Source organism: Paraburkholderia phytofirmans PsJN, from assembly GCF_000020125.1.
Lineage (GTDB): Bacteria > Pseudomonadota > Gammaproteobacteria > Burkholderiales > Burkholderiaceae > Paraburkholderia > Paraburkholderia phytofirmans.
On sequence record NC_010676.1, the window covers coordinates 2,170,612 to 2,196,567 of the forward strand.

A 25,956-nucleotide genomic window follows, 5' to 3' on the forward strand; every position below is an offset into this window, starting at 1 on the left:
AGAAAGAACACGGAAAGCTGCGAGCAAAGTCCGTTGCCTTCGAGAAGCGATGCAGCAGGCCACCGCGATATCGGTCAGAATCGCCGCCGGTCCAGGCAAGCTGTGCGCGCGGCGCGCGGCCGGATCACGCCGTCGGCTCGGCCTCGTGTCCTTCTGTCGCGCCGATGCCCGCCGCTGCATGCGCCTGCTCGAACTGTTCGCGGCGGCGCATGTCGAGCACATCGTGGTATCGCATATAGGCGCAGCGTCCGCCGGATTTGGCCGCATACATTGCGGCATCCGCGTTGAGCAGCAGTTCCTCGGCGGTGCCGCTGTCGTCCGGGAACTGGCTGATGCCGATGCTCGCGCCCACCGTCATGCCTTGTCCGTCCACCTGGAGTTCCTCGTTCAACGCCGCCATGATGCGCGAGGCAATCGCGGGCGCTGCCTCCGCGGAGCGCGGCCCCTCGATCAACACGATGAATTCGTCGCCGCCCAGACGCGCCACCACATCGGCGGAACAGAGCACCTGTTTCAGGCGGCGCGCCACCGCGACCAGCACCTTGTCGCCGACGGCATGGCCGAACTGATCGTTGATCTGCTTGAAGCGATCCAGGTCGACGAACAGTACGGCCAGGCCTTCCTCGCGCCGCGTCGCTTCGTCGATCGAATTTTCGAGCTTCTCCATGAACAGTACGCGGTTCGGCAGTCCGGTCAGCACGTCGTGCGTGGCGAGATGCACGAGCTCGCGTTGTTTGGCGTGCAGCGCGTCCATCTGCGCTTTGATTTCACGGCGCAGCCGGTCGAAGCAGCGCGCCAGCACGCCGATTTCGTCGGTGCGTTTGAGCGGCAGCGTCTCCATGGCGTGCTCGGCGAACAGATGCGTCGCCGCATACGCGAGACTATGCAGCGGCTTGGTCAGCGCGCGCGCGAACAGAACCGCGAGGAACAGCGCCAGCACGCTGAAAATCAGCACCATGCGCACGATTCGGTCGCCCAGCAGATTCGCGCCGGACAACACGTCGTCGAGCGGTTTGGCGAGACCGAGCACGATGAAGCGGTTGCCTTCCAGATCGCCGAACGGCCGGCGCACGAAAGCGAGTACCTGGCCGGCGGCCTGGTGCGGCCGCGCCAGGCCGTTGACCAGCACCTCGCTTTGCGTCTGTTCGAAAAGCGGCTTGGTGACGGAGAAACTGTCCTGCATCAGCACGCGCCTGCCGCGATCGAAGCCGAAGGTTTTCGACGCATCCGGATTGACGAGGAAATCGCCCCACTCGTTGGCCAGATAGACCTCATAGTCGCTCGGCAAATCGCTTTGCACGCGCCTGAACAAACCCGCCAGATCGATGTCGATCACGATCACGCCCACCACCGCGCCGTTGCCGTTCGACACCGGCGTGCCGAGCCGCAAGGTCGGCTTGCCTTGCGCGGCATGCGAGCCGTATTCGTGGTTGACCGTGATCGGGGAGGTGTAGATGCGGCCGGGCGAAAACGTCAACGTGTCGAACACGTACGCGAACTGGCCTTTCTCCTGCAGCTTGTCCCCTTCGACGCGCACGAGGCCGTCGGCGTCGCGGTCGAAGCGAACCAGTTCGAGTCCATAGTGCTGACGCGAAATCAGCCGCACTTGCAGGTACTCCGGGTGATGCACCATGAAACTGGAATACACCTGCGCCAGCCGTTCGCGTGCCGCGTTCGGGCCGGCGCCGTCGTCGGTCTGCGCGACCTCCGCCGTGGACGGCATGCTCGCGAGCACGAGCGCGTCGGCGCCGACATCGTCGATCGAGGTGGAAAAGCGCTGGCCGAGCAGTTCCGTCGACATGAGCAGACTGCGCTCGGCTTCGTTCACGAGCATCGTGCGGTTGGCGCGATACGCGTAATAGCCGGTCGCGCCGGACGCCAGCACGCCGATGCACGCAAGTAGCACGGATAGTTTGAAGGTCAGCCCTGGCCGTATCATCAAAAGCGCTCCGACCGGTCCCCGGACACGATTCTGGCCCACAGGTCCTCGCGCCGCTGAATATCTTCCACCGGGCCGATCCACACGATGCGCCCGTTATCGCTGTTTTCCGCGGGCGCCGTCAACGTATTGGCGAGTCCCTGGCGTTGCGTCAGCAACGCGCTGACGTCCGGTTCGAGCATGTAGTTGATCCACGCGAGCGCCAGCGGCGGATCGGCCGCCGCGCGCGTCATCGACCAGCAATCCAGCCACGCGAGCGCACCTTCGTCGGGAATCACGTAGCCGACATCGGCGCCCGCGCGGCGCAGCAATTCGACCTGCTGGGTGCCGTAGTTGCCGAACATCAGCGCGACTTTATGCTGGATGAAAAACGCGGTCGCTTCTTCGGGCAACGTGTAATAGGTCAACAGATTGCGGCGCAGATCGACGAGCTTGTGAGAGATCGCGCGCATTTGCGCGGCATCGAGTTGAAAAGGATGTGGATAGCCGAGCGCCAGCGCCGTGAACGAGAAATTGTGCTGCGCGCTATTGAAGTCGAGCACCTTGCCGCGGTAGCGCGGATTCCACAATTCGCGCATGGAGCGCGGCGCCACCGCGACCTGCTTGCGGTCGTAGATCAGACCCATCGACGAATACGTAAACGGAATGGCGTACGCCTTGCCGCCCGACGTGAGGCCGCCGATCGAGGCGAGCGCCTGAAAGCGCGGTAATTGCCGTTTGGTATTCGGCACGCTGGCGAGATCGAGCGGCGCCAGCAGATTCGCCTGCGTATAGCGCTGGATTTCCGCGGTATTGGCGGCGAGCACGTCGAAAGGCGGCGTGTCTTTGGCGTGCATCTGAGTCCACAGCGCCTCGTCAGAATCGACCAGCGTCACTTCCACTTTGGCTTTGTAGCGCGCCTCGAAATTCTTGACGACATCGGCATCCGCGTAGCCGGGCCAGGCCAGCACGCGCAGAATCTTCTCTTCGGCATTAACCGGCGACGCCGGGAAAAGGCCCAGGCAGATAAGCGTGCCGATCAGAAACGTTAAAAATCCCGGACAAACGCCGCACAACGACAAACGTGGGCGCGCCACGGCGGCAGCGATTCGCGAATGGAAGAATCGTTTACAAAAGCGCTTTGCATCTGCCGTCAACATCATGTGCATAACCAACACCGTTTAGCAGAAGGCCTTTCTGACGAGCGCAAACACGCGGACCCGATCCGCGGACAGGTTGCCCGGTGACTTTCTTCAGACAGATGCGCTCGATGCTGCATGTGGTGGAGCGCGAGGAGCATTGATGATAGCGCTAAGAAAACCATTTTTGGTTTTTGGCTTAGCCAGAGTCGAAAAAATTACCAGTCGCCTGCAATACAGCAAACCTGCTCATCTGCATTTAACGGCACGTTATGCGGAAACTTTAACTCGCCATTGATCGATCGAAACGCGCGAATTCGACAATCGCGTGCTGTAATGCCGCGCGACAACCCGCCCTGAATAAACGTCATCCGCAACGGGCGGCGCCGTTTCTAAAGAACACTCGCGCCGATGCCGATAAACGATCTCTTGCCCAAGCCGCCGCCGGCGGTCGAGGGCAGCGTCGCCGGATGCAACGCGGCCTGTCTTCGGGCAAACGAAGAGCCGGACAAGAAATAGACAATGCGCTTGAGCAAAACAGAGTGGATATGGGTGGCCGTCGCGGCCGGATCGATTGCGTGCTTCGGCAGTTGGCTGCAGGGCGAAATGAAGCGCGCCGCGCTCATGCGCGTCGAACGCGAGACACCCGACATGCGCGGCACCTGCGCGGGCATGTCAGCGCAAGACGCGCGGATGATGGACAAAGGCGCGCTATGGTGCGGCGAGGTCGACGGCGGGCGCGCGGAATCGAGAGGCAAAGAGTCAACGGAGTAAATAGAGTAAGTGGCCCGCCTGCCATCCGCCCACGCTCGGGTGGCTTGAATCGCGCGTGATTCGGGCAAGTGCGGCAATGCAGACACAATTAGCCAACTTCATTACCGCTCGATTACAGATGCGGGACGAGCAGCCTATCCCAGGAAATACGCCGTACAGCCGCTTTTGAATTCCCACCACAATCAGGCATTAGAAGCTATCCTCTCGCGCCATCCGGTGTTTCACTAGCTACCCAATCTTTTTGAACTGATAAGCTTGGCGCGCGCTGCTGGCCGCCCCGGCTGGCAGCTTCAACCCAAGCCCGGTCGTGAGTCGCGCCGGGTGACCCGCAGCGGCACAATCGCATGCGGGCGAATTTGAACTACACCGAGGAGTTAAACAGTGAAAAAACTGCTAGCGGCTTTGACGGTTGCTCTGCTTGCAACCGTCTCGATTGGCGCACACGCTAAAGATTGGTCGACCGTCCGTTTCGGCGTTGACGCCAGCTATCCCCCGTTCGAGTCGAAGGGCTCGGACGGCAAGCTCGTTGGCTTCGACATCGACCTCGGCAATGAAATCTGCGCGCGCATGAAGGCCAAGTGCGTGTGGGTGGAAAACGACTTCGACGGCATGATCCCGGCTCTGAAGGCGAAGAAGTTCGACGGCGTGCTGTCGTCGATGTCCATGACGCCGCAACGCGCCGAGCAGATCGCCTTCTCGAACAAGCTGTTCAACACGCCGACGCGTCTCGTGGCGAAGAAGGGTTCGGGCATTCTGCCGACGGCCGACTCGCTCAAGGGCAAGACGGTTGGCGTGGAACAAGGCACGATCCAGGAAACCTACGCGAAGACCTACTGGGAACCGAAGGGCACGAAGGTCGTGCCGTATCAGAACCAGGATCAGGTCTATGCCGACTTGCTGTCGGGCCGTCTGGACGCAGCGCTGCAAGACGCGGTGCAAGCTGAAATCGGCTTCCTGAAGACGCCGCGCGGCGCCGGCTTCGACTTCGTCGGCAAGAACCTCGACGATCCGAAGATCCTCGGCAACGGCGCAGGCATCGGCATGCGCAAGGAAGACACGGATCTGAAGGCGAAGGTCGACAAGGCAATCGCCGACATCATCAAGGACGGCACGTACAAGAAGCTCGAGAAGAAGTACTTCGACTTCGACGTGTACGGCGGCTAATTGGCAACTCAGCCAGCCAGGCGCGTCTGACGGCGCGCCCTGCCGGTTTGCAGAGACGGGCTCCGCCACAGGCGGAGCCCGTTTCATTTGCAGCGCCGCATAAAACCACACACTGCGTCATATCGGCTAAGATCGTGCGATCGAGGCGCCCAAGAGGCGCCGCCCAACGGCCCAAGAGTGACCGGCCGTCAAGCAAGTTTCCCCACTGTTATCAACGAGATAGCGCGGCGCGCCCCACCCGGCCGCGGATTGAAAACCATGCAAACCCAAACCCATCCGCTGATTGCTCCGACGCTCGGCACCGCCCGCAACCTCACGAGTTTCCACTACGGTCCCGGCGGCGGGCAGAAGATCTATATCCAGTCGTCGCTGCATGCCGACGAGTTGCCCGGCATGCTGGTGTCGTGGGCGCTGCGCCGCAAATTGGCCGCGCTGGAGGCGGCCGGCAAGATTCGCGGCGAAGTCGTGATCGTGCCGGTAGCCAATCCGATCGGCCTGAATCAGCACTTTCTCGGCCATCTGACCGGACGCTTCGAAACCAACACCGCGCAGAATTTCAACCGCAATTTCCATGATCTGTCGGCGCTGGTGCAGCCGGTGATCGAGTCGCGCCTGAGCGACGATCTCGACGCCAACCGCACCGCCATCCGCACCGCCATGCGCGAAGCGCTCGAAGCGCAGCAGCCGGCAACCGAGCTCGAATCGCAGCGCCTCGCACTGCAAAAGCTCTCGTACGACGCCGACGTCGTGCTCGACCTGCACTGCGACTGGGAAGCCGCGATGCACCTCTACACCAACCCCGATCTGTGGCCGGAAGTCGAGCCGCTCGCCTGCTATCTGGACGCCAAAGCGTCGCTGCTCGCGCTCAATTCGGTGGGCAACCCGTTCGACGAAATTCACAGCTTCTGCTGGTCGGATCTGCGTGGCCGCTACGGCGACCGTTTCCCGATTCCGAACGGCTCGATCTCGGTCACGATCGAACTGCGCGGCCAGCGCGAAGTGTCGTACGAGTACGCCGAGCACGATGCGCAGGCGATCATCGAATATCTGACCTCGCGTGGCGTGATCGACGGCACGGCCGCGCCGCTGCCGCCGCTTGAATTCGCCGCCACGCCGCTCGCGGGCGCCGAGCCGATCGTCGCGCCGATGAGCGGCGTGCTGGTGTATCGCTGCGAAGTGGGCACCTGGGTCGATGTCGGTCATGAGATCGCCGATATCGTCGACCCGTTGACGGAGCAAGTCGTCACGCTGAAAAGCAGCGTGGCCGGCGTGCTGTACGCACGGCATCTGACGCGCTTCGCGACGGCCGGGCTGGAGTTCGCGCGCATCGCCGGCGCGAAGGCGTTCCGCAGCGGGTCGCTGTTGAGCAACTGAAGGCCACCAGGACCAGTTAAAGCGTTTGCGCGGTGCGCCCGTAAACGCTTGAACCGAAACACAAATCGCCCGCTATCGCAGCGGGCGATTTGCTTTTATGCGCCGCTATTCGCCTCGTCATCCAACGCGGATACCCTGCACGCGCACCGGGATTCGCATCGAGCTCCGCCGCGGCGCCCGATAACCACCGGTTTTCCACTCACTCATATCCACGCTCAGGAAAAAGCTTATACGCACGTGCCCTGCGCGATTTGCGCCGGCGGCGCCATGTGAGTGTCGCGTGGCCGCGACAGATTTCAAAAATAACCAATGCTGTCACATACCTTACTCAGCGTTCCCTTAAATTGCGGGCCATCGCACGACCTTGCCAAAGAGTCCGGCGTGCGATCGCTTAATTTTTAATCGGAGAAAGTCTTGAACAATAAAGTATTTGCCGCCGCTACTCTCGCCGTCTTCGCCACCGCCGCCCACGCGCAAAGCAGCGTCACGCTGTATGGTGTGATCGACGCCGGTATCAGCTACGTGAACAACTCGAAGACCGCAACGGGTCACGACAACCTCTTCAAGTACGACGACGGCGTGGCCCAAGGCAGCCGTTGGGGCCTGCGCGGCACGGAAGATCTGGGTGGCGGCCTGAAGGCACTGTTCGTTCTGGAAAGCGGCTTTAACAGCGGCAACGGCACGCTCGGCCAAGGCGGCGCACTGTTCGGCCGCCAGGCTTATGTCGGTCTGTCGAAGGACGGCATCGGCTCGCTGACGTTCGGTCGCCAGTACTCGTTTTCGACGGACTACCTGGGCGGCAACTACTCGACCGGCGGCCAGACCGTCGCGGGTAACTACGCTTACCACATCAACGACGTCGACCAGTTGACGTCGAGCCGTATCAACAACGCAGTCAAGTTCAGCAGCGCGAATTTCGCGGGCCTGACCTTCGGCGCGATGTATGGCTTCTCGAACCAGGCTGGCGCATTCGCCGGCTCGCCGACGGTCGGTACGACCGCGGGTTCGTCGCGCGCTTATAGCTTCGGCGTGAACTACGCAAACGGCCCGTTCGGCGTCGGCGCGGCTTACACGGACATCCGCTTCCCGGCGCAATCGACCCCGGCGTTCTCGACGGCCATGGCCAACGTGACGACGGGCACCGTGCGCGATCTGCGCACGTTCGGTGTCGGCGGCCGTTACACGATCGCGGCAGCCACGCTGTGGGCGTTGTACACGAACACGCGTTTCGAGCCGATTACGGGCGGCACGACGACGTTCGCCGCCTATGAAGCGGGCGCGAAGTACGCGTTCACGCCGGCGCTGACGGCGGGCGCGGGCTATACGTACATGCACCTGAGCAACGCGAATCGCGGTCACTGGAACCAGGCGGACCTGAGCGTCGATTACGCGCTGAGCAAGCGCACGGACGTGTATGCACTGGGTATCTACCAGATCGCTTCGGGCCACAACGCGGCAACGGGCGACGTGCAGGCGCAGATCGGTTCGAGCACGAGCTACTTCAGCACGTCGGGCACGGGTTCGGACAACCAGCTGGCGTTCCGCGTCGGTATCCGTCACAAGTTCTAAAGCGAGACTCGCGCAGTGGGGAATGCGAGTTCCCTGCTGGATCGAGGTTCCGAAAAAACGCCCTGCGGGGCGTTTTTTCTTTTTGGGCGAATGCTTTTACATAACGGATCATTCGCCGAACGATAACGGCGTATCGTTTACCGAAGCCGCGACGCTTGCTCGCCTCGCCGCCCGCGAACACCACGCACACGACAGCGTGCGAACCCCGGAGCCCTTCAAATGCAAACGATGCAAATATCCGACGCCGCGCTCGAAGCGCGTGCCGCACGCAGCGCACGGTCCGCTAGCGAGCAGCACGTGCGCGAAGAACTGGCCGCGCTGTACCGGCTCGCCGCGCATTTCCGCATGACGGACATGATCGACACGCACATCACCGCGCGTCTGCCGAGCGCGCCGGGTGAGCCGGCCGCGTTCCTGATCAATCGCTATGGCGTCCTGTTCCACGAGATGCGCGCTTCGGATCTGGTGAAGATCGATCATCAGGGCAAGGTCGTCGACGAGCGCGCGCGCACCGAGCCCGCACTGTTTCGCGTGAACGCCGCGGGATTCACGATCCACTCGGCCATTCATGCCGCGCGGGACGATCTGCATTTCGTGATTCACACGCACACGGCCGCCGGAACCGCTGTATCCGCGCAGGAACAAGGCCTGCTGCCGATCAGTCAGCATGCGTTGAAGTTCTACGGCAAGCTCGGCTATCACGATTACGAAGGCATCGCGCTGGAACTCGGCGAGCGCGAACGCCTGGTTCGCGATCTCGGCACCTGCAAGGCGATGATCCTGCGCAATCATGGTTTGCTCGCGGCGGGCGCCACGGCCGCCGAAGCATTCGAAGAGATTTACTTCCTCGAACGTGCGTGCCAGGCGCAGATTCAGGCGCTGGCCGGCGGGAGTGCGTTGCGCATCCCGCCGCGCGAAGTCTGCGAATTGACCGCGAGTCAGTTCGATCGCGAGGATTCGGCGGAAATCGCGGAACTGGCGTGGCAAGCCGCGCTCCGTTTGATCGACGACCCGAAATCCGATTACCGCGCCTAGCCTGATTTCCCGTGTCGTTGCCTTGCGCTCAGCGCGCATGGAGACGACACGGTTCGAATTAAGTTCGCATGACTGATCTATCAAACGGCGTCGTCGTCACCTTCGCGCCGCCCTGCATCGCCCAGTTCACCCGACCAGAAGAGTCGATTTCAAAGGAACGGCTTTCGCCAGATTGTAGAAATTGGGAGAAGTGGCCATTACAGCGCTGTGGATTTCAGCGAACTGTTCCCTGGTGCCACTGCCCTTGATACGAACGGTGTAACGCAGGCTCTCGTAGCCGTTGGCCACGTTTGGATCGAGCCCAAGAAATCCTCGCAGGTCGATGTCGCCTTCCGTTTCGATCTCGAGAGACTCGAGCGTAATTCCGCGCACAGCGCACTGCGCCACGTATCCCACCGTCATGCAGGCGTTCAGCGCCGCGATCAGATGCTCCTGAGGATTGGCGAACTGGTTCGAGCCGCCGAGTTCGCGAGGCTCGTCGATATCGATCGTGAATCTGCGCGACACGTCCCGTCCTCCGATCGCGAATCCCTTGATCTCGGAGTGACTATGGGCCTGGCCTTGCCAGGTCGTCGCCACGCGCCAACTGGTGGTGGCTTTCGATGCATCACCCTTGACGCCTTCGATCAGGGAGAACAGGTCGTCGACATTGAGGCCGTTGACGATATGGGATTCTTGGGTCTGTGCATTGGCATTCATGTTCCAACTCCTCGACAAAACGTGGATTGTTCAGCTTCGGAAAATCTCATTGCAGAGTGGCGAGCGCGGTCTGGATGCGCATGTCTGGTCTGCGTGATGTCACCGTCACTACCAGCCCAAAACCAGGCGGCTGACCTGGCATTCCGGTGGTTCAAATGTACGATTGGGAAGCGCGGCGTTCTATGATCAGGTCGCCGTAAGATATGACCGAAACGCCTGATCAGGTTCGACGCGTGTGAATGGACGTTGCGTGCGGCAAGGCACGGGCACGCTCACGGCGACCGTTTGAAAGATCGTCGAGCGCACCGCCTACGTGATCTCGTGTGCGAACGCAGCAATCGACCATGCTAGGCTACGCGTAGCGCTCGTCCCAGATGGTCAATTCCGGCGTCAGGCAGGAAAGGAAACACCGAAAGTTCACGTTGCCCGAATATCCGAGTCCGCTCGCTCGTTTAATCAAAACGCGGGCGATATAAGGTGGATCGATGATCGACGTCAACCAGCGTATTCTCCGGCAGCGGCGCCTGTGCGTCGTGCTATGCGGCTGCGCCGCGGTGGCCGGCTGCATGGTCGGTCCTGACTACCGCACTCCCCCCGCGCCGGCTACCGACACCTACACCGCCTCGCCACTGCCCGAGCAAACGGCCTCTTCGCCAGGGGCGGCCGGCTTGCCGCAACGCTTCGTGCCGGGACAGGACATTCCCGCCGCCTGGTGGGTGCTCTTTCATTGCGAACCGCTCGATACGCTGATCCGTCAGGCGCTCGTCAACAGTCCGAACATTGCCGCGGCGCAAGCGGCATTGCGGCAGGCGCGCGAAAACTTCTCGGCGCAAGCCGGCGGCACCCTTCTGCCCAGCGTCGATGCGCAACTCGGCGCCACGCGCCAGAAATTTAACGGCATCACGTTCGGCGAGCCCGGAGTCGTGGAGGAATTCAATCTCTATAACGCGTCGGTGAACGTGTCGTACAAACTCGACGTGTTCGGCGGCACACGGCGCGAACTCGAAGCGTTGCACGCGCAAGTCGATTACCAGCGCTTCCAGTTGCAGGCCGCCTATCTCGCGATGTCGGCGAACATCGTGACCGCTGCCGTGAAGGAGGCGTCGTTGCGCGCGCAGATCGAGGCGACCGAACAGATCGCCGCACAAGAAGACGAGCAATTCACCGTACTTGGCAAGCAGTTCGAACTAGGCGGCGTGGGCCGCACGGCGGTGCTCGCACAGCAGACCCTATTGGCGCAGACCCGCGCAACGCTGCCGCCTCTGCAACAGCAACTCGACCAGGTGCGCCACCAGCTCGCCGTGCTGGCCGGCAAACTGCCCAGCGATACCGCCTTGCCCGAATTCAGGCTCGAGATGTTTTCGTTACCCGAGGCGCTGCCTGTCAGCCTGCCATCCGCGCTAGTGCAACAGCGGCCCGACATTCTCGCCGCCGATGCCGTGCTGCATCAGGCCAGCGCGCAAATCGGCGTGGCCACCGCCGCGATGTATCCGCAGATTACGCTGTCGGCCAGCTACGGCGCCGAGGCGCTCACGCCGGCGCAGGTGTTCAAGGCGGGCAGCACGATCTGGAGCCTCGGCGCGGGCCTGCTGCAACCGGTCTTCCACGGCGGACAGTTGAGCGCGCAGAAGCGCGCGGCGGAGGCGGCGTACGAGCAGGCCGACGCGCAATACCGCGAAACGGTGCTGCTGGCGTTCCAGAACGTCGCGGATTCGCTGCGCGCGCTCGATCACGACGCGACCGGCCTGCAAGCGCAGACGCAGGCGTGGCACGCCGCGAACGACTCGCTGGAACTGACGCGTGGGCAATATCGCGTCGGCGGGGTGAGCTACCTGTCGCTTCTCGATGCGCAACGCCAGTACCAGCAAACGGTAGTGAGCCTCGCGCAGGCGCAAGCCGCCCGCTACGCCGACACCGCAGCGCTCTTCCAGGCGCTCGGCGGCGGCTGGTGGAACGCCGCCGTGCCGGCCGCCGCCGCAGCATCCGCAGCCGCAGCCGCGCATTGACACAGCCCGGCAGGACGCTCGCCGCACCGCTCGTTGCAACACGCTTCGCCCAATGCCGTGCAAGGACATCACGATGACCGAACGAAAACCGATGACAAAACGGATGGTGATCATGCTGATCTGCGTGGGCCTGCTGCTGGCCGCGCTCGTCGGCTTCAACGTGTTCCGCGCGCACATGATCGCGAAATTCATGTCGGGTAACGCAGCGCCGCCCGCCACGGTCTCGGCGGTCGTCGCCCGTTATCAGCAATGGCAACCGCAGCTTGCGGCGGTCGGCAGCCTGCGCGCCGTGCGCGGCGTGGATGTCACCACCGAAGTCGCGGGCCTCGTACGCGAAGTCGCCTTCAGCTCGGGACAGGAAGCGAGAGCCGGGCAGGTTCTCATCCGACTCAACGCCGATAGCGACGTGGCGCTGCTCCGGTCGCTAGAGGCATCCGCCGAGCTCGCGCAGACCGTCTACACGCGCGACAAAGCGCAGTACGACATCAAGGCGATCGCCAAGGCGCAGCTCGACGCCGACGCCGCCGACCTGAAGGTCAAGAAGGCGCAAGTCGCGCAACAGGCCGCGCTCGTCGACAAGAAGACGATTCGCGCGCCGTTCGCCGGGCGCCTGGGCATTACCACGATCAATCCCGGGCAATACATCAATCCGGGCGACGCGATCGTCACGCTCCAGGCCATCGATCCGATCTACGCCGATTTCTACCTGCCGCAGCAGCAACTCGGCCAGCTCGCGATCGGCCAGACCATCGTGGTCGATACCAACGCATACAGCGGCCAAACGTTCGTGGGCAAGATCCAGTCGGTCAGCCCGAAGGTCGACAGCACCACGCGCAACGTGCAGATCGAAGCGAGCGTGGACAACCGGGAGCGCAAGCTGCTGCCGGGCATGTACGCGAACGTGAAGATCGACGCGGGCGCGGGCCAGCGCTACCTGACGCTGCCGCAAACCGCCATCACGTACAACCCCTATGGCGCGACCGTATTCATCGTCAAGCCGGGCACGCAACCCAATGCGCAGGGTAAGGCGCTGCCCGTCGCGCAGCAGGTGTTCGTCACACCCGGCCCGACGCGCGGCGATCAGGTCGCGATCCTCAAAGGGGTCGACGACGGCGCGCAAGTCGTGACGAGCGGGCAACTCAAGCTGAAAAACGGCACGCCGCTCGTCATCAATAACAGCGTGCAGCCGGCGGACGATCCGAACCCGACGCCTCAGGAACAATAGAGAGACCGCGCGATGACCTTCACCGATCTCTTTATCCGGCGGCCCGTGCTGGCCTCGGTGGTCAGTCTGCTGATCCTCGTGCTCGGATTGCGCTCGCTGGCCGCCCTGAAAGTTAGCCAGTATCCGCAGACCGAAAACGCCGTCGTGACGATCACCACGGCCTATTACGGCGCGAATGCCGACACCATTGCGGGCTTCATCACGCAGCCGCTGGAGGCGGCAATTGCCCAGGCGCAAGGCATCGACTACATGTCGTCGACGAGCAGCACCGGCGTGTCGACCATTATCGCCACGCTGCGCCTGAACTACGACGCGAACCGCGCGCTGACCGAGATCAATACGCAGATTGGCTCGGTGCGCAACCAGTTGCCGCCGCAAGCGCAGCAGCCGGTGCTGACGGTACAGACCGGGCAGACCACCGACGCGATGTACATGGGCTTTTATAGCGACGTGCTGCCGAGCAACAACGTCACGGATTACCTGTTGCGTGTGGTCAAGCCCAAGCTCGATTCGATCGAAGGCGTGCAGATCGCCGAAATTCTCGGCGGGCGGCAGTTCGCGCTGCGCGCGTGGCTCGATGCGACACGGCTCGCCGCGCACGGCGTGACGGCGGCGGACGTATTCACAGCGCTCGGCAACAACAACTATCTCGCGACGCTCGGCACGACCAAAGGCCAAATGGTCAGTGTCGACCTGAACGCGGGCACGGACCTTCATACCGTCGACGACTTCAAGCAACTTGTCATCAAGCAGAAGAACGGCGCGATCGTGCGCCTCGAAGACGTCGCCAACGTCGTACTCGGCGCCGACAGCTACGACTTCAACGTCGCGTTCAGCGGCAAGCGTTCGGTGTTCATCGGTATCAAGGTCGCGCCGGACGCCAATATTCTCGATGTCGCCAAGCGTGTGAAGGCCATCTTTCCCGGCCTGCAGAAGCAGTTTCCGACCGGCATGACGGGCGAGATCGTGTACGACGCAACCGATTTCGTCAACACGGCGATCGTCGAAGTCATCAAGACGCTGGTCGAAGCTCTGCTGATCGTCACCGCGGTGATTTTCCTGTTCCTCGGCAGCTTCCGCGCGGTCGTCGTGCCGCTGATCGCCATGCCGTTGTCGCTGATCGGCACGTTCTTCGTCATGCAGTTGCTCGGCTATTCGATCAATCTGCTGACGCTGCTCGCGCTCGTGCTTGCAATCGGGCTCGTGGTGGACGACGCGATCATCGTCGTGGAGAACGTGGATCGCCACATGAAGGAGGAAGGCAAGGCGCCATTCGATGCCGCGCTGATCGCCGCGCGCGAGCTCGGCGGACCGATTCTCGCGATGACCGTCGTGCTGATCGCCGTGTATGCGCCGATCGGTTTTCAGGGCGGCCTGACGGGCGCCCTCTTCACCGAGTTCGCCTTCTCGCTGGCCGGCGCGGTGACCGTATCCGGCGTGATCGCGCTCACGCTGTCGCCGATGATGTGCTCGCGCTTTTTCCGCGCGGAACAGGAGTCGGGGCGCTTCGCGCGTTTCGTCGACCGCCAGTTCGAACGCGTTCATCGCGGCTATGGTCGTCTGCTGCACGCCACGCTCGACACCTGGCCCGTGTTCATCGTGATGGGCGCGCTGCTGCTCGCCGGCACGATCTATCTGTTCATGACGTCGAAATCGGAACTCGCGCCCGAAGAAGATCAGGGAATCGTGCTGTCGCAAATCCAGGGGCCGCCGAACGCGACCATTCAGCAGATGCAGACCTACGCGGACCAGGTCTTCAATATCTCCAAGGCGCTGCCCGAATATTCGCAGATGTTCCAACTCACCGGCGCACCGACACTGAACCAGGGGATCGGCGGCGTGCTGTTCAAGACATGGGATCAGCGCAGCAAAGGCGCGGGCGCGTTGCAGCAGGAATTGCAGCAGAAATGGAATCAGATTGCCGGCGCGCGCGTCGCGGCGTTTCAGTTTCCACCGCTGCCGGGCTCGCAGGGCTTGCCGGTGCAGTTCGTGATCAGCACGACCGAGCCGTTCGAGAACCTCAACGAGGTCTCGCAGGCAGTTCTGCAACAAGCCCGCGCGAGCGGGATGTTTTTCTTCGTCGACAGCGATCTCAAGCTCGACAAGCCGGAAGCCACGCTCGTTGTCGACCGCGACAAGGTCGCTTCGCTCGGGCTCTCGCAGAGCGACGTCGGGCAGGCGCTCGGGTCCGCGCTCGGCGGCGGCTATGTCAACTACTTCTCGATCGCCGGGCGCTCTTACAAGGTGATTCCGCAGGTGTTGCAGACCGACCGTCTGAATCCTTCGCAGGTGCTCGATTATTATTTGCGCACGCCGGACGGCAGCGTCATTCCGGCATCGACGATCGCGCATCTCGAACACAACGTCGTGCCGGAATCGATCAACCATTTCCAGCAACTGAACTCGGCGACGATCTCCGGCGTGATCGTGCCTGGCGTGTCACAGGGCGAGGTGCTCGATTTTCTGCGTAAGGCGACCGCGCAGGCCGCGCCCGCAGGCTATTCGGCGGATTACTCGGGGCAATCGCGGCAATTCGTGCAGGAGTCCGGCGGGTTCGTCATCACACTGCTGTTCGCGACGATCATCGTGTTCCTTGCGCTTGCGGCGCAATTCGAGAGTTTCCGCGACCCGATCGTGATTCTGGTTTCGGTACCCATGGCGCTGTTCGGCGCGCTGATCTTCATCAACATCGGTTTGACGACGCTGAACATCTACACGCAGGTCGGGCTCGTCACGCTGATGGGGCTCGTCAGCAAGCACGGCATCCTGATCGTCCAGTTCGCCAACGAACTGCAACACGCCGGCCGGTCGAAGCGCGAAGCGCTGGAAGAAGCGGCGGGCGTGCGGCTGCGCCCGATTCTGATGACGACGGCGGCGATGGCGCTCGGCGTCCTGCCGCTCGTGGTCGCCTCGGGCGCGGGCGCCGCGGGCCGCAACGCGATGGGCCTCGTGATCTTCACGGGGCTGTCGATCGGCACGCTCTTCACGTTGTTCGTGGTGCCCGCCATGTATATGTTTCTCGCCGCCGACCATCATCGGGACGCGGGCGTGCCGAAGGCGGGCTAAGACAGCGCAGCGGCTCGCCTTCGACGCCTGCTTACTGCGGACGCGGGAAGCCGAGCGCGTCGGCCTGCGTTCTCAGCTCCGCAAAGCGGCCGCCCACCGCGCTGACTGCCGTATTGGGAACGGCGCTTTGCGCTGTGACCTGACTCTTGTCGAGCTGTCCGATGCCTGTTGCGCCCGAAGCGCCAGTGGCCGCCGACGCCGAGCACTCCGCGCCGAAGACACCTTGTGTGACCGCGATGGCCGGCGCATCGGTGCGTGGCGCGTCCGCCAGATCCAACGCATACGCGAGGTTGACCGTTGCCGGGTCGCTGCCTCGCGCGCCGAGCGGGTCGAGCCCGAAGCGCCACGCGAGCAACTGGTGGATCGAACTGGGATCGAACGGATAACGCGACACGCTGTTCGCACGCACCCGCGGTCCGAGCAGCACGCACGGTACGCGAAACCCGAGCCGCCCGTCGTTGCCCAACGCGCTTTCAGCGGCGGACACGGTTCTCACCGGCGGCGCGACATGTTCCATGAAACCGCCCCACTCGTCGTAGACAATGATCACGAGCGTCTTGCTCCAGTTCGGACCCGTGCGCAGCGCGTCGTAGATCTGTCCCAGCAGCACCTGGCCGTTGCGCACGTCCGCATGCGGATGGTCGTCGTTCGAGGTCCCCTGTGCTTCGCCGCCGAAACTCGGATCGACCATGCAGAACGACGGGAGCGTGCCCGCGGCGGCATCGGTGAGAAAATCGGCAAACAGCTTGGAACGCCCGACATAGCGGGTTCCGTAGAGCGCCGTGAACGGCACGTCGTGGAAGTAGTACGTCGACGAGATGTTCTTTGCATCCAGGCGGTCCCAGATGGTCGGCAGCGACGATATGTCGAGCGTGTCGCTGAGACGGTCCGTCTCACCGCTATGCAGGTAGACCCGGTTCGGGTACGTGTCGGCGAGAATGCCGCTCATGTAATAGTCGCACACGGTGTACTGCGCGACCGCCCCCTGGTAGAACTGCAGATCCGCGGCCTGGAAATAGCCGATCGGCAGCAAGTCGCCGGGCGTGAGGCTGGTGCCAGGCGTCAGCAGAAAGCCGTTCATCGCGCCGTTTGCCAGGTGAACGCGCCCGGCCTCGTACGCGTGATTCGGGTCCGCATAGGCGCAGCCCTGAAAGCCATAGGCCGCATTGGCGGTGAGCGCGAATGACCCGCGCGCCGTGCCGAATGCATCGGTGAACGTGCGGCCTGCCTGTGCGCTTTCGGCATTCGGCACCCACCCCAGCAAATGGTCGAAGGAACGGTTTTCCATCGTGACGAGCACGATATGGTCGATGCCGGAAGTCGACGGGTCGGGCAATGGGGGACGCGGAAGGTTTGCGCGATCAGGTGGGATCGCACCGATCACAGGATTCGTCGACCCGCCTGACCCGCCGCTTCCGCCCCCGCCCCCACCTCCACCACATGCCGACAATGCAACGGAACTTGCCAGCGCAGCGAGAATTTTCCGGCGTGCAAGGTCCGGAGGATTGGTGGGCCGAGTGGTCATTGTACTGTCTCCTTGGTTCGATATGCAGGTCGTGCGGCTGTATGGATGCCGCCAGGCAACTCTGTCGAGTGGGTAGCATTTAACGTTCCCCCCGCCGATACGCGTACCGGCGGCTTGCGCCCACAAAGGCGCTGAACGTTTTACACATCGGTGGTTAACATATGTTGCATTTAATATTTTTCTGGCAACATATGTATCAGGCCAGCCGCGCAGGTGCGCAGAGACTGGTTCTCACCACGATGGGGTAATTGCTATGAAACACAGGCTGCTGATGGCCCTCGCGACTTTTGCCGTTGTTTCGACCAGCGCTTCGGCCCAGGAGACACAGTCGACCCTGGCAAAAATCCGCAGCGGCAATTCGATTTCGATCGGTCATCGCGAAACGTCTGTACCGTTTTCGTACGTTGATACGAATAACCAGGTGATCGGATTTTCCCAGGACATTTGCAACAGGATCATCGATGCGGTGAAGGCGAAAACCGGCCACCCCGATCTGCACGTCCGCTTCATACCGGTTACTTCGCAGAACCGCATCCCGCTGGTTCAGAACGGCACCGTCGACCTGGAATGCGGGGTGACGACGAATCTGACCTCCCGGCAAAATCAGGTCGCGTTTTCCGACACGTTCTTCGTTGCCACGACGCGTCTTCTGACGCGCAAGGACTCAGGCATCAAGGACTTCACTGACTTGGCCGGCAAGACCGTGGTGACCAACCAGGGAACCACGTCGGAGCGTCTCCTCAGGAAAATGAACGAGGAGAAAAAGATGAACATGCAGATCATCAGCGCTAAGGATTACGGCGAAGGCCGTGTCACGCTCGAAACCGGCCGAGCGGTCGCGTACATGATGGACGACGTGCTGCTTGCGGGCGCGCGCTCGCTGACGGCCAAGCCCGCCGACTGGGTCATTGTGGGAGCGCCTCAGTCGTCCGAAGCGTATGGCTTCATGCTTCGCAAGGATGACCCGGAGTTCAAGAGGCTGGTTGACGATGCAATGGTTCGGGTCATGAAAGGCAGTGAGATCAAAACCCTGTACGACAAGTGGTTCCTGAAGCCGGTGCCGCCCAAAGGCATCAACTTCGATTTCCCCATGAGCGAGGCACTGGAGAAGTTGTACGCAACGCCGAACGACAGGGCGTTTGATTGAGACCGGCGGCGGGCCGATCCCGCCGACGATATCCCGGCTGAGTGTGGCGAGGGCTCGCGCATCGTGCTTCACGGCCGAACATCCGGCGGGTCCAGGTGCCTGGCGAACTCATGTTCATCAGGAGCTTCTTCGCATTGTGCCGTGATTTCTCGAGCAAGCTCCGCGCGCTGTTCGTCCGCACGGCATGGATGGTGATCGCGCGCAGCCTGTCAGCCGGCGAAAGGTCCCGTCACTTCAGGCATTCGAAGTCTGGTACGCTGCGCCCTTTGCCACCGCTTGCATTCGACTCGATGGAAACACCCTTCAATGATCGCGGCGTGTCGGTCACGCGCAACGCACTCTCGTCCGCCGGCCAGGTCTTTCCGCTGCGCGAGATCGTGGACGTGCGTGTCGTCACCGTGCCGAAAAACAAGGTCTTGCCGGTCACGCTTTCGCTGCTCGGCATCGCCGGCGTTATTGTCGGCGCGATATGGCGCTCGCCGGTAGGCATCGTGTGCGGCACGATGCTGGCCGTGGTCGGCTGGCTCACCTGGCTGACCCAGGACATCACGCATCGTCTGATGGTGCAGACGGCGAACGGCGATCGCGAAGCGCTGATGAGCGTCGATCGCGAGTTCGTCGAACGCGTGGCCGTCGCCGTGAATGAGGCGAAGGCCACAGCCGCGGCGCCGAAGGTTTGACAACGCGGTTCGCAACTTTCAGGTGCTAGTTGCCGCGATAGCACGCCACACGCACGGGGCGCGTTAACACCATTTTGATTCGCCGCGCGGCAGCTTTTGCGCGTCCTTGAGACGCGCGTCGCTAGAGTGAATGGGTGTCAACAACGCGCGCTGCCCACCGGGTCGGCGCAACCCTATGCACACGTCCGCCGCTACGCCCGATCTTCCCCTCACTCGCACTTCGCGCACCTCGCGCACCCAGCGCACGCCACAAGCGCCGCGGCTGCCGCGCCGCACGCATGTCGTCGTGCCGCTCGTCATTATCGACGTCACCGTGCCCGGCACGTCGTCGGCCAACGGACGGCGCGCGTTGCATGCCGCGCTCGGCGACGACCTGCGTCTTTATGTCGTCACCATCGACCAGCAACGCGAGCGCGTGACATTCCGCGTCGAAGTCACCTCGCGCACGCTCGAAGACGTGATCGGCCTGCTGACCGTCAAACTCGATCGCGCCACGCTCGGCCGCGCGCAATCTACTGTGATCCGGCGTCCGCGCGACTATTGATGCAGATCGACACTTGCACGAGCCGGTTGCCGGCCGCGCCCGTGTCTTTACACATCTTTGCAGATGCACTCGAGCGGCCATGTAGAGTCGCCGCTCCAGTTATCGCGTGTTCCCTCCCGCAGGTTCGCAAGCGACCCGGTTTTATCGATTACGCGGCGGCCAATCCAGCGCGATTGCCGCTCGCGCTGTCCGCCTCGCCGCTTGCAATGCCTCGCCTTCGTCAGGGACGCGCCCTTTGCAAAGCGTGTGATCTATGTTCCTGTCGTTCCTCGATGCCGCACGCCGGCATTTGCGCATCAGCCGGCGTCGTTCCAGCGCGGCCACGCTTGTCGTGACCGGTGCGCTCGCCGCGCTCAGCGGCTGCGCCGTGACCTTTCCCACGCCCACGCCGCCCGCGCCGGCTGCCTCACTGATCAACGGCGGCCAGGACGGCCTGCTGATTCCGTTGCAACTGGAGCACGTCGACGCGGGTCATGCGCGCCTCGGCCTGCCGATCCAGCTTGACGGCAAGGCGGTGTATGTCGCATTGGACACGGGCACGCAGGGCGTGCGCGTGCTGAAGTCGGTGCTGCCGGCTACGAATTATCCGAACGCCGGTCCGGTGAGTTCGCTACCGTTGGCAAATGGTGCACAAGTCGCCGGCCCGGCCGTCAAACTGCCGATGAGTCTCGCGGGCACAAAGCCGGCGCAGGTCGACGCGCAAGCCGTCGAATTGGTGAACTGCCAACCCAACGCCCGGCGCTGCGTAGGCATGGACGGCTACACCGGCGAATTCGGCTGGGCCTTCTCGGGTCTGCTCGGCATCGGCGCGGCGCAACCGGACGACACCTGCTGCACGCAACCGCTGCGTGCGTTGCCCGGCAATATCGGCCAGCGCTATCTGGTGCACGCGAACTTTGCGAAACCTTACTTCGTGCTGAGTCCGTCGAGCGCGCTTACGAAGGACTACACGATGGCGCCGATGACCGTCTTGCAAGACGGCACGGCTCAGTGGCCGAGAGGTTGCGTCAACGTCGGCGACAAGATGACTTTTTGCGCGCCGCTGGTGTTCGCCACGGCCAGCACCGACATGATTCGCATTGAAATGGACAAGGCGCCGAACTGGACCGGCGACGACGAAGTCGGCAAGGTGCTCAATCAAGGCAACTACAACGCGGCGCTCGGCACCGGCAAATGGGTGCATCGCTATGAAGGCGCGCAAGTGACGATCGTCAAGGCGAAGCCGGGCGCAGACCGCATCGTGATCGGCCTGATGGGCATGCAGAATATCGACGTGCTGTTCGACTTCCCGCACGGCCAGCTTGGCCTGCGCGCCGCGAACGAGGTCGAGAAGTTCGCGCAATAACCGTTGCGGCATCAGTCAATGAAAAGGCCGTGCGATTCACCAGCCATCGCACGGCCTTTGCACGTCTACTTCTACGTGAAGCTGAAACGGAGCAACCGTTCCGCTATTCGATATTCAGCGGATTCACATGCCAGATGTTGCGTGCATATTCGCCGATCGTGCGATCCGACGAAAACTGCCCCATGCCCGCCACATTCTCGATCGCGCTTTCCGTCCATGCACGCTTGTCGACGAAGCGCGCGTCCACTTCGTCTTGCGCCTTGGCGAACGCGGCGAAATCGGCGAGCACCATGTAGTGATCGCCCCAGTCGACCAGCGTGTGGAAAATATCCGAGAAGCGCAGCGGATCGTCCGGCGAGAAGAAGCCCGTGCGAATCTGGTCGAGCGCCGTGCGCAGTTCCGCATTCTCTTCGTAGATTTGCCGCGGCCGGTAGCCGGTGGCGCGCAGGTTGTCCACTTCGTCGGCGGTATGGCCGAAGATGAAGATGTTCTCGCGGCCCACCGCGTCGCAGATTTCGATATTCGCGCCGTCCATCGTGCCGATCGTCAACGCGCCGTTGAGCGCGAGTTTCATGTTGCCGGTGCCCGATGCTTCCGTGCCGGCCATCGAAATCTGCTCCGACAGATCCGCGGCCGGAATGATCAACTCCGCCACGCTCACGCCGTAGTTCGGCACGAACACCACTTTCAGACGGTCGCCCACCAGCGGATCGTGATTGACCTTCTCGCTCACGTCGCCGATCAGTTTGATGATGGTCTTCGCCATCCGATACGCGGACGCGGCCTTGCCGGCGAACATCACCACGCGCGGCACCCAGTCGCGTTCGGGATTTGCGCGAATCTGGTTGTAGCGCACGATCACATGCAGCACGTTGAGCAGTTGCCGCTTGTATTCGTGAATGCGCTTGACCTGCAGATCGAACAGCGCGTCCGGATCGAAATGCAGTTTGGTGTGATGCGCGAGACGGTGCACGAGCCGCAGTTTGTTCTGCCGCTTTGCTTCACGGAAGGCCTCGATAAAGCCGCTGTCCGTGCGCAGGTTGCGCAGCTGTTCCAGTTCGAACAGATTGCTGCGCCAATGTTTGCCAATCTGCTGATCGATCAGCGAGGACAGCGACGGGCTTGCCTGCGCGAGCCAGCGGCGCGGGGTAATGCCATTGGTGACATTGGTGAAGCGGTCCGGAAAGACGCGCGCGAAGTCCGCGAAGATATCGCGTGTCATCAACTGCGAGTGCAGCTTCGACACGCCGTTCACCTTGTGGCTCGCAACGATCGCCAGATACGCCATCCGCACGCGCCGCTGCCCGTATTCGTCGACGAGCGAAATGCGGCGGATCATCTCGGCGTCGTGCCCTGATTGCTCGCTCACGTGCTTGAGAAACTGCGCATTGATCTCGAAGATGATCTCGAGATGGCGCGGCAACAGCCGCGCAAGCAACTCGACGTCCCACGTTTCGAGCGCCTCGGGCATCAGCGTGTGGTTCGTGTACGAGAAGATCTGCGTCACATGCTTCCACGCCTTGTCCCACTGCAGATGGTGGACGTCCACCAGCAAACGCATCAGTTCGGGAATCGCCAGCACGGGGTGCGTATCGTTCAGATGCACCGCCACTTTTTCGGAGAAGCGCCCGAACGTGCTGTGCGTGCGCTGATAGCGGCGAATCAGATCCTGCATGGTCGCCGAGACGAAAAAGTACTCCTGGCGCAAGCGCAGTTCGCGGCCGGCCGGCGTCGAGTCGTCCGGATACAGCAGACGTGAGACGTTCTCCGACATGTTCTTGGTGTCGACCGCATTGCGGTAGTCACCACGATTGAACGCGCCGAGGTCGAGCTCCTCGGCGGCACGCGCCGACCATAGGCGCAGCGTGTTGGTCGCGTCGGTCGCGTAACCCGGAATGACGGTGTCGTACGCGGTGGCGTTCACGTGCTGAGTGTCGATCCATTCCACATGTTCGCCGCGCTGCACCGTGCGGCCGCCGAAGTGAACCATGTAAGTGACTTCGGGCCGCGGAAACTCCCATGGATTGCCCGCGCGCAGCCAGTAGTCCGGCGCTTCGACCTGCTCGCCATTGACGATCTGCTGACGGAACATGCCGTATTCATAGCGGATGCCGTAGCCGAAGCCCGGAATGCCGAGCGTCGCCATCGAATCGAGAAAGCAGGCCGCGAGCCGGCCGAGGCCGCCGTTGCCGAGCGCGGCGTCCGGCTCGATATCGGTCAGCGCATCCATATCCACGCCCAGGCTCGCCAGCGCTTCCTTCATCTGATCGTGGATGCCCAGCGCGAGCAAGGCGTTCGTAAAGGTCCGGCCGATCAGGAACTCCATCGACAGGTAGTAGACGCGTTTCACGTCCTGTTCGTATTGCAGGCGCGTGGTCTTCATCCAGCGCGCGACCAGCCGGTCGCGCACGGCGAGCGCCGCGGCGTGCAGCCAGTCATGCGGATGCGCGGTGACGGCGTCCTTGCCGACACCGTACATCATGCGATTGGAAATTGAGCGCCGTAGCGCGTCGACGGTACTGTTGAGCTGGTCGAATTCCAGATCGACGGCTGTCATCGAAGCCTCCGGGAAAAAAGACGCGACATACGCGGACCGCACAGATGACGGGCGGGAGGCGCGAGCCGGTCAGGCGGGTTAAGAAACAGAGTAGGACATTTTAAGGCCACCGGACATCGGCGGGCGCGAACGCCTGGTTACGCACATGCCATGCCCGCCGACATCAGCAGGGGCGGCGTTTTTTCGCACGTTTTCGCCCACGCGAGGTGCAAGCCATGTGTGCGCGGCACTGCGCGCGTGCATCGGCTGCGCAAAACAGGCAAACGATTGCGAAATACCCAATGCCCGCTGGATGGAAGGCAACGCCATTATTTTTTCGCCGCGTGACGCGCGGATGAATGAGCGGGTGGCTTGATGCGTGGTCAAATCAGAGGGCCTCGTCTGCCAAGCGGTTATGCCGGAATGGCGTGTGACAACACGAGCGCGGGTCAGTTCGCGGAGCGCGGGCGGGCTTGACCGTTAGTTGCATTATAGACAGCTTAGTTGGCGCCCTTCCCCGCCCGGGTCCCAGCACGTTTTCCGCGTCTCTGTAACAATCGCTACATTCGCCGCGCAGCCGCCCGAAATGCTTCGAACGCTGGATTCAGGCCATGCGCGTCTCACGTCCCGCAACTTCTGCCACTCGCGCGCCGCGTGCCTCGACTCGCCCGGCTGCGCGCGGGCATGCTCAACCCGACGAGCCACCGCCTTGTCCGACAAACCCAGCGCCGCCCACCCCGCCGCCCACCCTTTTCCCGCGGACGTCCCAATGTCCGCCGCCAACCGCCGCGCGATGGCCGCGATCATGCTCGCCGTCGCGCTCGCCACGCTCGACACCGCCATCGCCAATACCGCGCTGCCCGCCATCGCCGCCGACCTGCATGCGGCGCCGGCGGCATCGGTGTGGATCATCAATGCGTATCAGCTCGCGATGGTCGCGACGCTACTGCCGCTCGCCGCGCTCGGCGATATCGTTGGGCATCGGCGGATCTATATCGGCGGGATTGCGCTCTTCACGCTGGCGTCGCTGGCGTGCTCGCTGGCCTCGACGCTGCCGCTGCTGGCCGCCGCGCGCGTGCTGCAAGGCCTCGGCGCGAGCGCGATCATGAGCGTGAATACCGCGCTGATCCGCTATCTGTATCCGCCGCACCGGCTCGGACGCGGCCTCGGCACCAACGCGCTGATAGTCGGTGTGTCGTTCGCGGTCGGACCGACGGTGGCGTCGCTGATTCTGTCGGTGGCCGCGTGGCCGTGGCTGTTCGCGGTCAATGTGCCGCTCGGTCTGCTGGCCTTGGGCTTCGCCTGGCCGGCGTTGCCGTACACCGAACGCGGCAAGCACAACTTCGATCCGGTCGCGGCGCTCCTGAACGTCATCACCTTCGCCGCGTTGATCTTCGCACTCGGCGAGGCGGCCCAGCGCGCGTCGACACAACTGGTACTGAGCGCGGCGGCGATTGCGCTGGTCTTCGGTTTCCTGTTGATTCGGCGCGAAGCGGGCCATCCTGCGCCGATGCTGCCCGTCGATCTGTTCAAGCGGCCGGTGTTCGCGTTGTCGGCGGTCACGGTCGTGTGCTCGTTCGCCGCGCAAGGGCTGGCGTTCGTCTCGCTGCCGTTCTACTTCGAGGATGTACTGCATCGCAGCCAGGTCGAGACCGGCTTTCTGATGACGCCGTGGCCCGTGGTGGTCGCGCTGGCCGCGCCGCTGGCGGGCAGCTTGTCCGACCGCTATCCGCCCGGACTGCTTGGCGCGATCGGTCTCGCGGTGATGTCGGCGGGAATGGCTTCGCTGGCGCTCCTGCCGGTGCATCCGCACGTGGTCGACATCGGCATTCGCATGGCGGTTTGCGGCGCGGGCTTCGGGTTTTTCCAGTCGCCGAATCTGAAGGCGTTGATGGCAAGCGCGCCGCCGGAGCGCAGCGGTGGCGCAAGCGGCATCGTCGCGACTGCGCGACTGCTTGGGCAAACCACCGGCGCGGCGCTGGTCGCACTGAGTTTCGGGATTGCGGGCCGGCATGGGCCGACGCTGGCGCTGAGCACCGGCGCCTTCTTTGCGGGCGCGGCGAGCCTCGCGAGCGGGCTCAGGTTGCTGGCGCCGTCGCATCGGTCAGGCGTGCATGCGAAGGCATCGGTGAAATGAAAAAAGCGGGCGCGCTGGGGTGACAGTGCGTCCGCTTTGGTTTGCTGCCAGGTTGCCGATTTTTGCTGGTGCC

Annotated in this window: 18 protein-coding genes; 12 read left to right on the forward strand and 6 right to left on the reverse strand. The window is 62.9% G+C overall.

The features are described 5' to 3' along the window. Positions 1-124: 124 nt before the first annotated feature. The 3 genes from BPHYT_RS29510 to BPHYT_RS38830 form a co-directional block, all read right to left on the reverse strand. Positions 125-1,939, reverse strand: coding sequence for a sensor domain-containing diguanylate cyclase (locus BPHYT_RS29510; RefSeq protein WP_012427792.1), 1,815 nt, complete (start codon positions 1,937-1,939; stop codon positions 125-127). Next, a complete protein-coding gene (locus BPHYT_RS29515) occupies positions 1,939-3,087 on the reverse strand; it encodes an extracellular solute-binding protein (RefSeq protein ID WP_012427793.1) in 1,149 nt (382 codons plus the stop codon). The genes BPHYT_RS29510 and BPHYT_RS29515 overlap by 1 nt, the downstream gene beginning before the upstream one ends. A gap of 362 nt (positions 3,088-3,449) precedes the next feature. Further along, positions 3,450-3,683: a hypothetical protein gene (locus BPHYT_RS38830; protein WP_167315775.1), complete on the reverse strand. Its 234-nt coding sequence runs from the start codon at positions 3,681-3,683 to the stop codon at positions 3,450-3,452. 529 nt (positions 3,684-4,212) lie between these two features. Between BPHYT_RS38830 and BPHYT_RS29525 the strand changes: the two genes are divergently transcribed. The 4 genes from BPHYT_RS29525 (at position 4,213) to BPHYT_RS29540 (ending at position 8,973) form a co-directional block, all read left to right on the forward strand. Then, positions 4,213-4,995 (forward strand): ABC transporter substrate-binding protein, encoded by a 783-nt coding sequence (locus BPHYT_RS29525; protein WP_012427795.1) that lies wholly within the window; start codon positions 4,213-4,215, stop codon positions 4,993-4,995. Between the two features lie 258 nt (positions 4,996-5,253). Continuing rightward, entirely contained in the window at positions 5,254-6,369 is a 1,116-nt protein-coding gene (locus BPHYT_RS29530) for a succinylglutamate desuccinylase/aspartoacylase family protein (protein ID WP_012427796.1), read from the forward strand. Between the two features lie 414 nt (positions 6,370-6,783). Next, positions 6,784-7,938 carry a porin gene (locus tag BPHYT_RS29535; RefSeq protein ID WP_012427797.1) on the forward strand — a complete coding sequence of 385 codons (1,155 nt, stop codon included), beginning with the start codon at positions 6,784-6,786 and terminating at the stop codon, positions 7,936-7,938. Positions 7,939-8,166: 228 nt separating this feature from the next. Further along, positions 8,167-8,973 carry a class II aldolase/adducin family protein gene (locus tag BPHYT_RS29540; RefSeq protein ID WP_148225204.1) on the forward strand — a complete coding sequence of 269 codons (807 nt, stop codon included), beginning with the start codon at positions 8,167-8,169 and terminating at the stop codon, positions 8,971-8,973. 126 nt (positions 8,974-9,099) lie between these two features. Here the strand turns inward: BPHYT_RS29540 and BPHYT_RS29545 are convergent, their stop codons facing one another. Then, positions 9,100-9,672 carry an OsmC family protein gene (locus BPHYT_RS29545; protein WP_012427799.1) on the reverse strand — a complete coding sequence of 191 codons (573 nt, stop codon included), beginning with the start codon at positions 9,670-9,672 and terminating at the stop codon, positions 9,100-9,102. A gap of 485 nt (positions 9,673-10,157) precedes the next feature. Between BPHYT_RS29545 and BPHYT_RS29550 the strand changes: the two genes are divergently transcribed. From BPHYT_RS29550 to BPHYT_RS29560, 3 genes are all read left to right on the forward strand, one after another. Further along, a complete protein-coding gene (locus tag BPHYT_RS29550) occupies positions 10,158-11,678 on the forward strand; it encodes an efflux transporter outer membrane subunit (RefSeq protein ID WP_012427800.1) in 1,521 nt (506 codons plus the stop codon). A gap of 73 nt (positions 11,679-11,751) precedes the next feature. Beyond that, positions 11,752-12,903 (forward strand): efflux RND transporter periplasmic adaptor subunit, encoded by a 1,152-nt coding sequence (locus BPHYT_RS29555; protein ID WP_012427801.1) that lies wholly within the window; start codon positions 11,752-11,754, stop codon positions 12,901-12,903. 12 nt (positions 12,904-12,915) lie between these two features. Next, positions 12,916-15,969, forward strand: coding sequence for an efflux RND transporter permease subunit (locus tag BPHYT_RS29560; protein ID WP_012427802.1), 3,054 nt, complete (start codon positions 12,916-12,918; stop codon positions 15,967-15,969). Positions 15,970-16,000: 31 nt separating this feature from the next. Here the strand turns inward: BPHYT_RS29560 and BPHYT_RS29565 are convergent, their stop codons facing one another. Next, positions 16,001-17,494 (reverse strand): alkaline phosphatase family protein, encoded by a 1,494-nt coding sequence (locus BPHYT_RS29565; RefSeq protein WP_012427803.1) that lies wholly within the window; start codon positions 17,492-17,494, stop codon positions 16,001-16,003. A 271-nt stretch (positions 17,495-17,765) separates the two neighbouring features. Here BPHYT_RS29565 and BPHYT_RS29570 point away from each other — a divergent pair, with 271 nt between their 5' ends. From BPHYT_RS29570 to BPHYT_RS29585, 4 genes are all read left to right on the forward strand, one after another. After that, a complete protein-coding gene (locus BPHYT_RS29570) occupies positions 17,766-18,641 on the forward strand; it encodes a glutamate/aspartate ABC transporter substrate-binding protein (protein WP_012427804.1) in 876 nt (291 codons plus the stop codon). A gap of 290 nt (positions 18,642-18,931) precedes the next feature. Continuing rightward, a complete protein-coding gene (locus BPHYT_RS29575; RefSeq protein ID WP_041759735.1) occupies positions 18,932-19,321 on the forward strand; it encodes a DUF6232 family protein in 390 nt (129 codons plus the stop codon). A gap of 175 nt (positions 19,322-19,496) precedes the next feature. Then, the gene (locus BPHYT_RS29580; protein WP_012427806.1) at positions 19,497-19,865 is read left to right on the forward strand and encodes a hypothetical protein; all 369 of its coding nucleotides are present in this window, start codon (positions 19,497-19,499) and stop codon (positions 19,863-19,865) included. Positions 19,866-20,118: 253 nt separating this feature from the next. Then, positions 20,119-21,210 carry a hypothetical protein gene (locus tag BPHYT_RS29585; protein ID WP_012427807.1) on the forward strand — a complete coding sequence of 364 codons (1,092 nt, stop codon included), beginning with the start codon at positions 20,119-20,121 and terminating at the stop codon, positions 21,208-21,210. A 103-nt stretch (positions 21,211-21,313) separates the two neighbouring features. On the opposite strand, the gene BPHYT_RS29590 is transcribed toward BPHYT_RS29585, so the two are convergent. Then, a complete protein-coding gene (locus BPHYT_RS29590) occupies positions 21,314-23,767 on the reverse strand; it encodes a glycogen/starch/alpha-glucan phosphorylase (RefSeq protein WP_012427808.1) in 2,454 nt (817 codons plus the stop codon). 748 nt (positions 23,768-24,515) lie between these two features. On the opposite strand from BPHYT_RS29590, the gene BPHYT_RS29595 reads away from it, so the two are divergent. Beyond that, positions 24,516-25,883 carry an MFS transporter gene (locus BPHYT_RS29595; RefSeq protein WP_012427809.1) on the forward strand — a complete coding sequence of 456 codons (1,368 nt, stop codon included), beginning with the start codon at positions 24,516-24,518 and terminating at the stop codon, positions 25,881-25,883. The last annotated feature ends 73 nt before the right edge of the window (positions 25,884-25,956 follow it).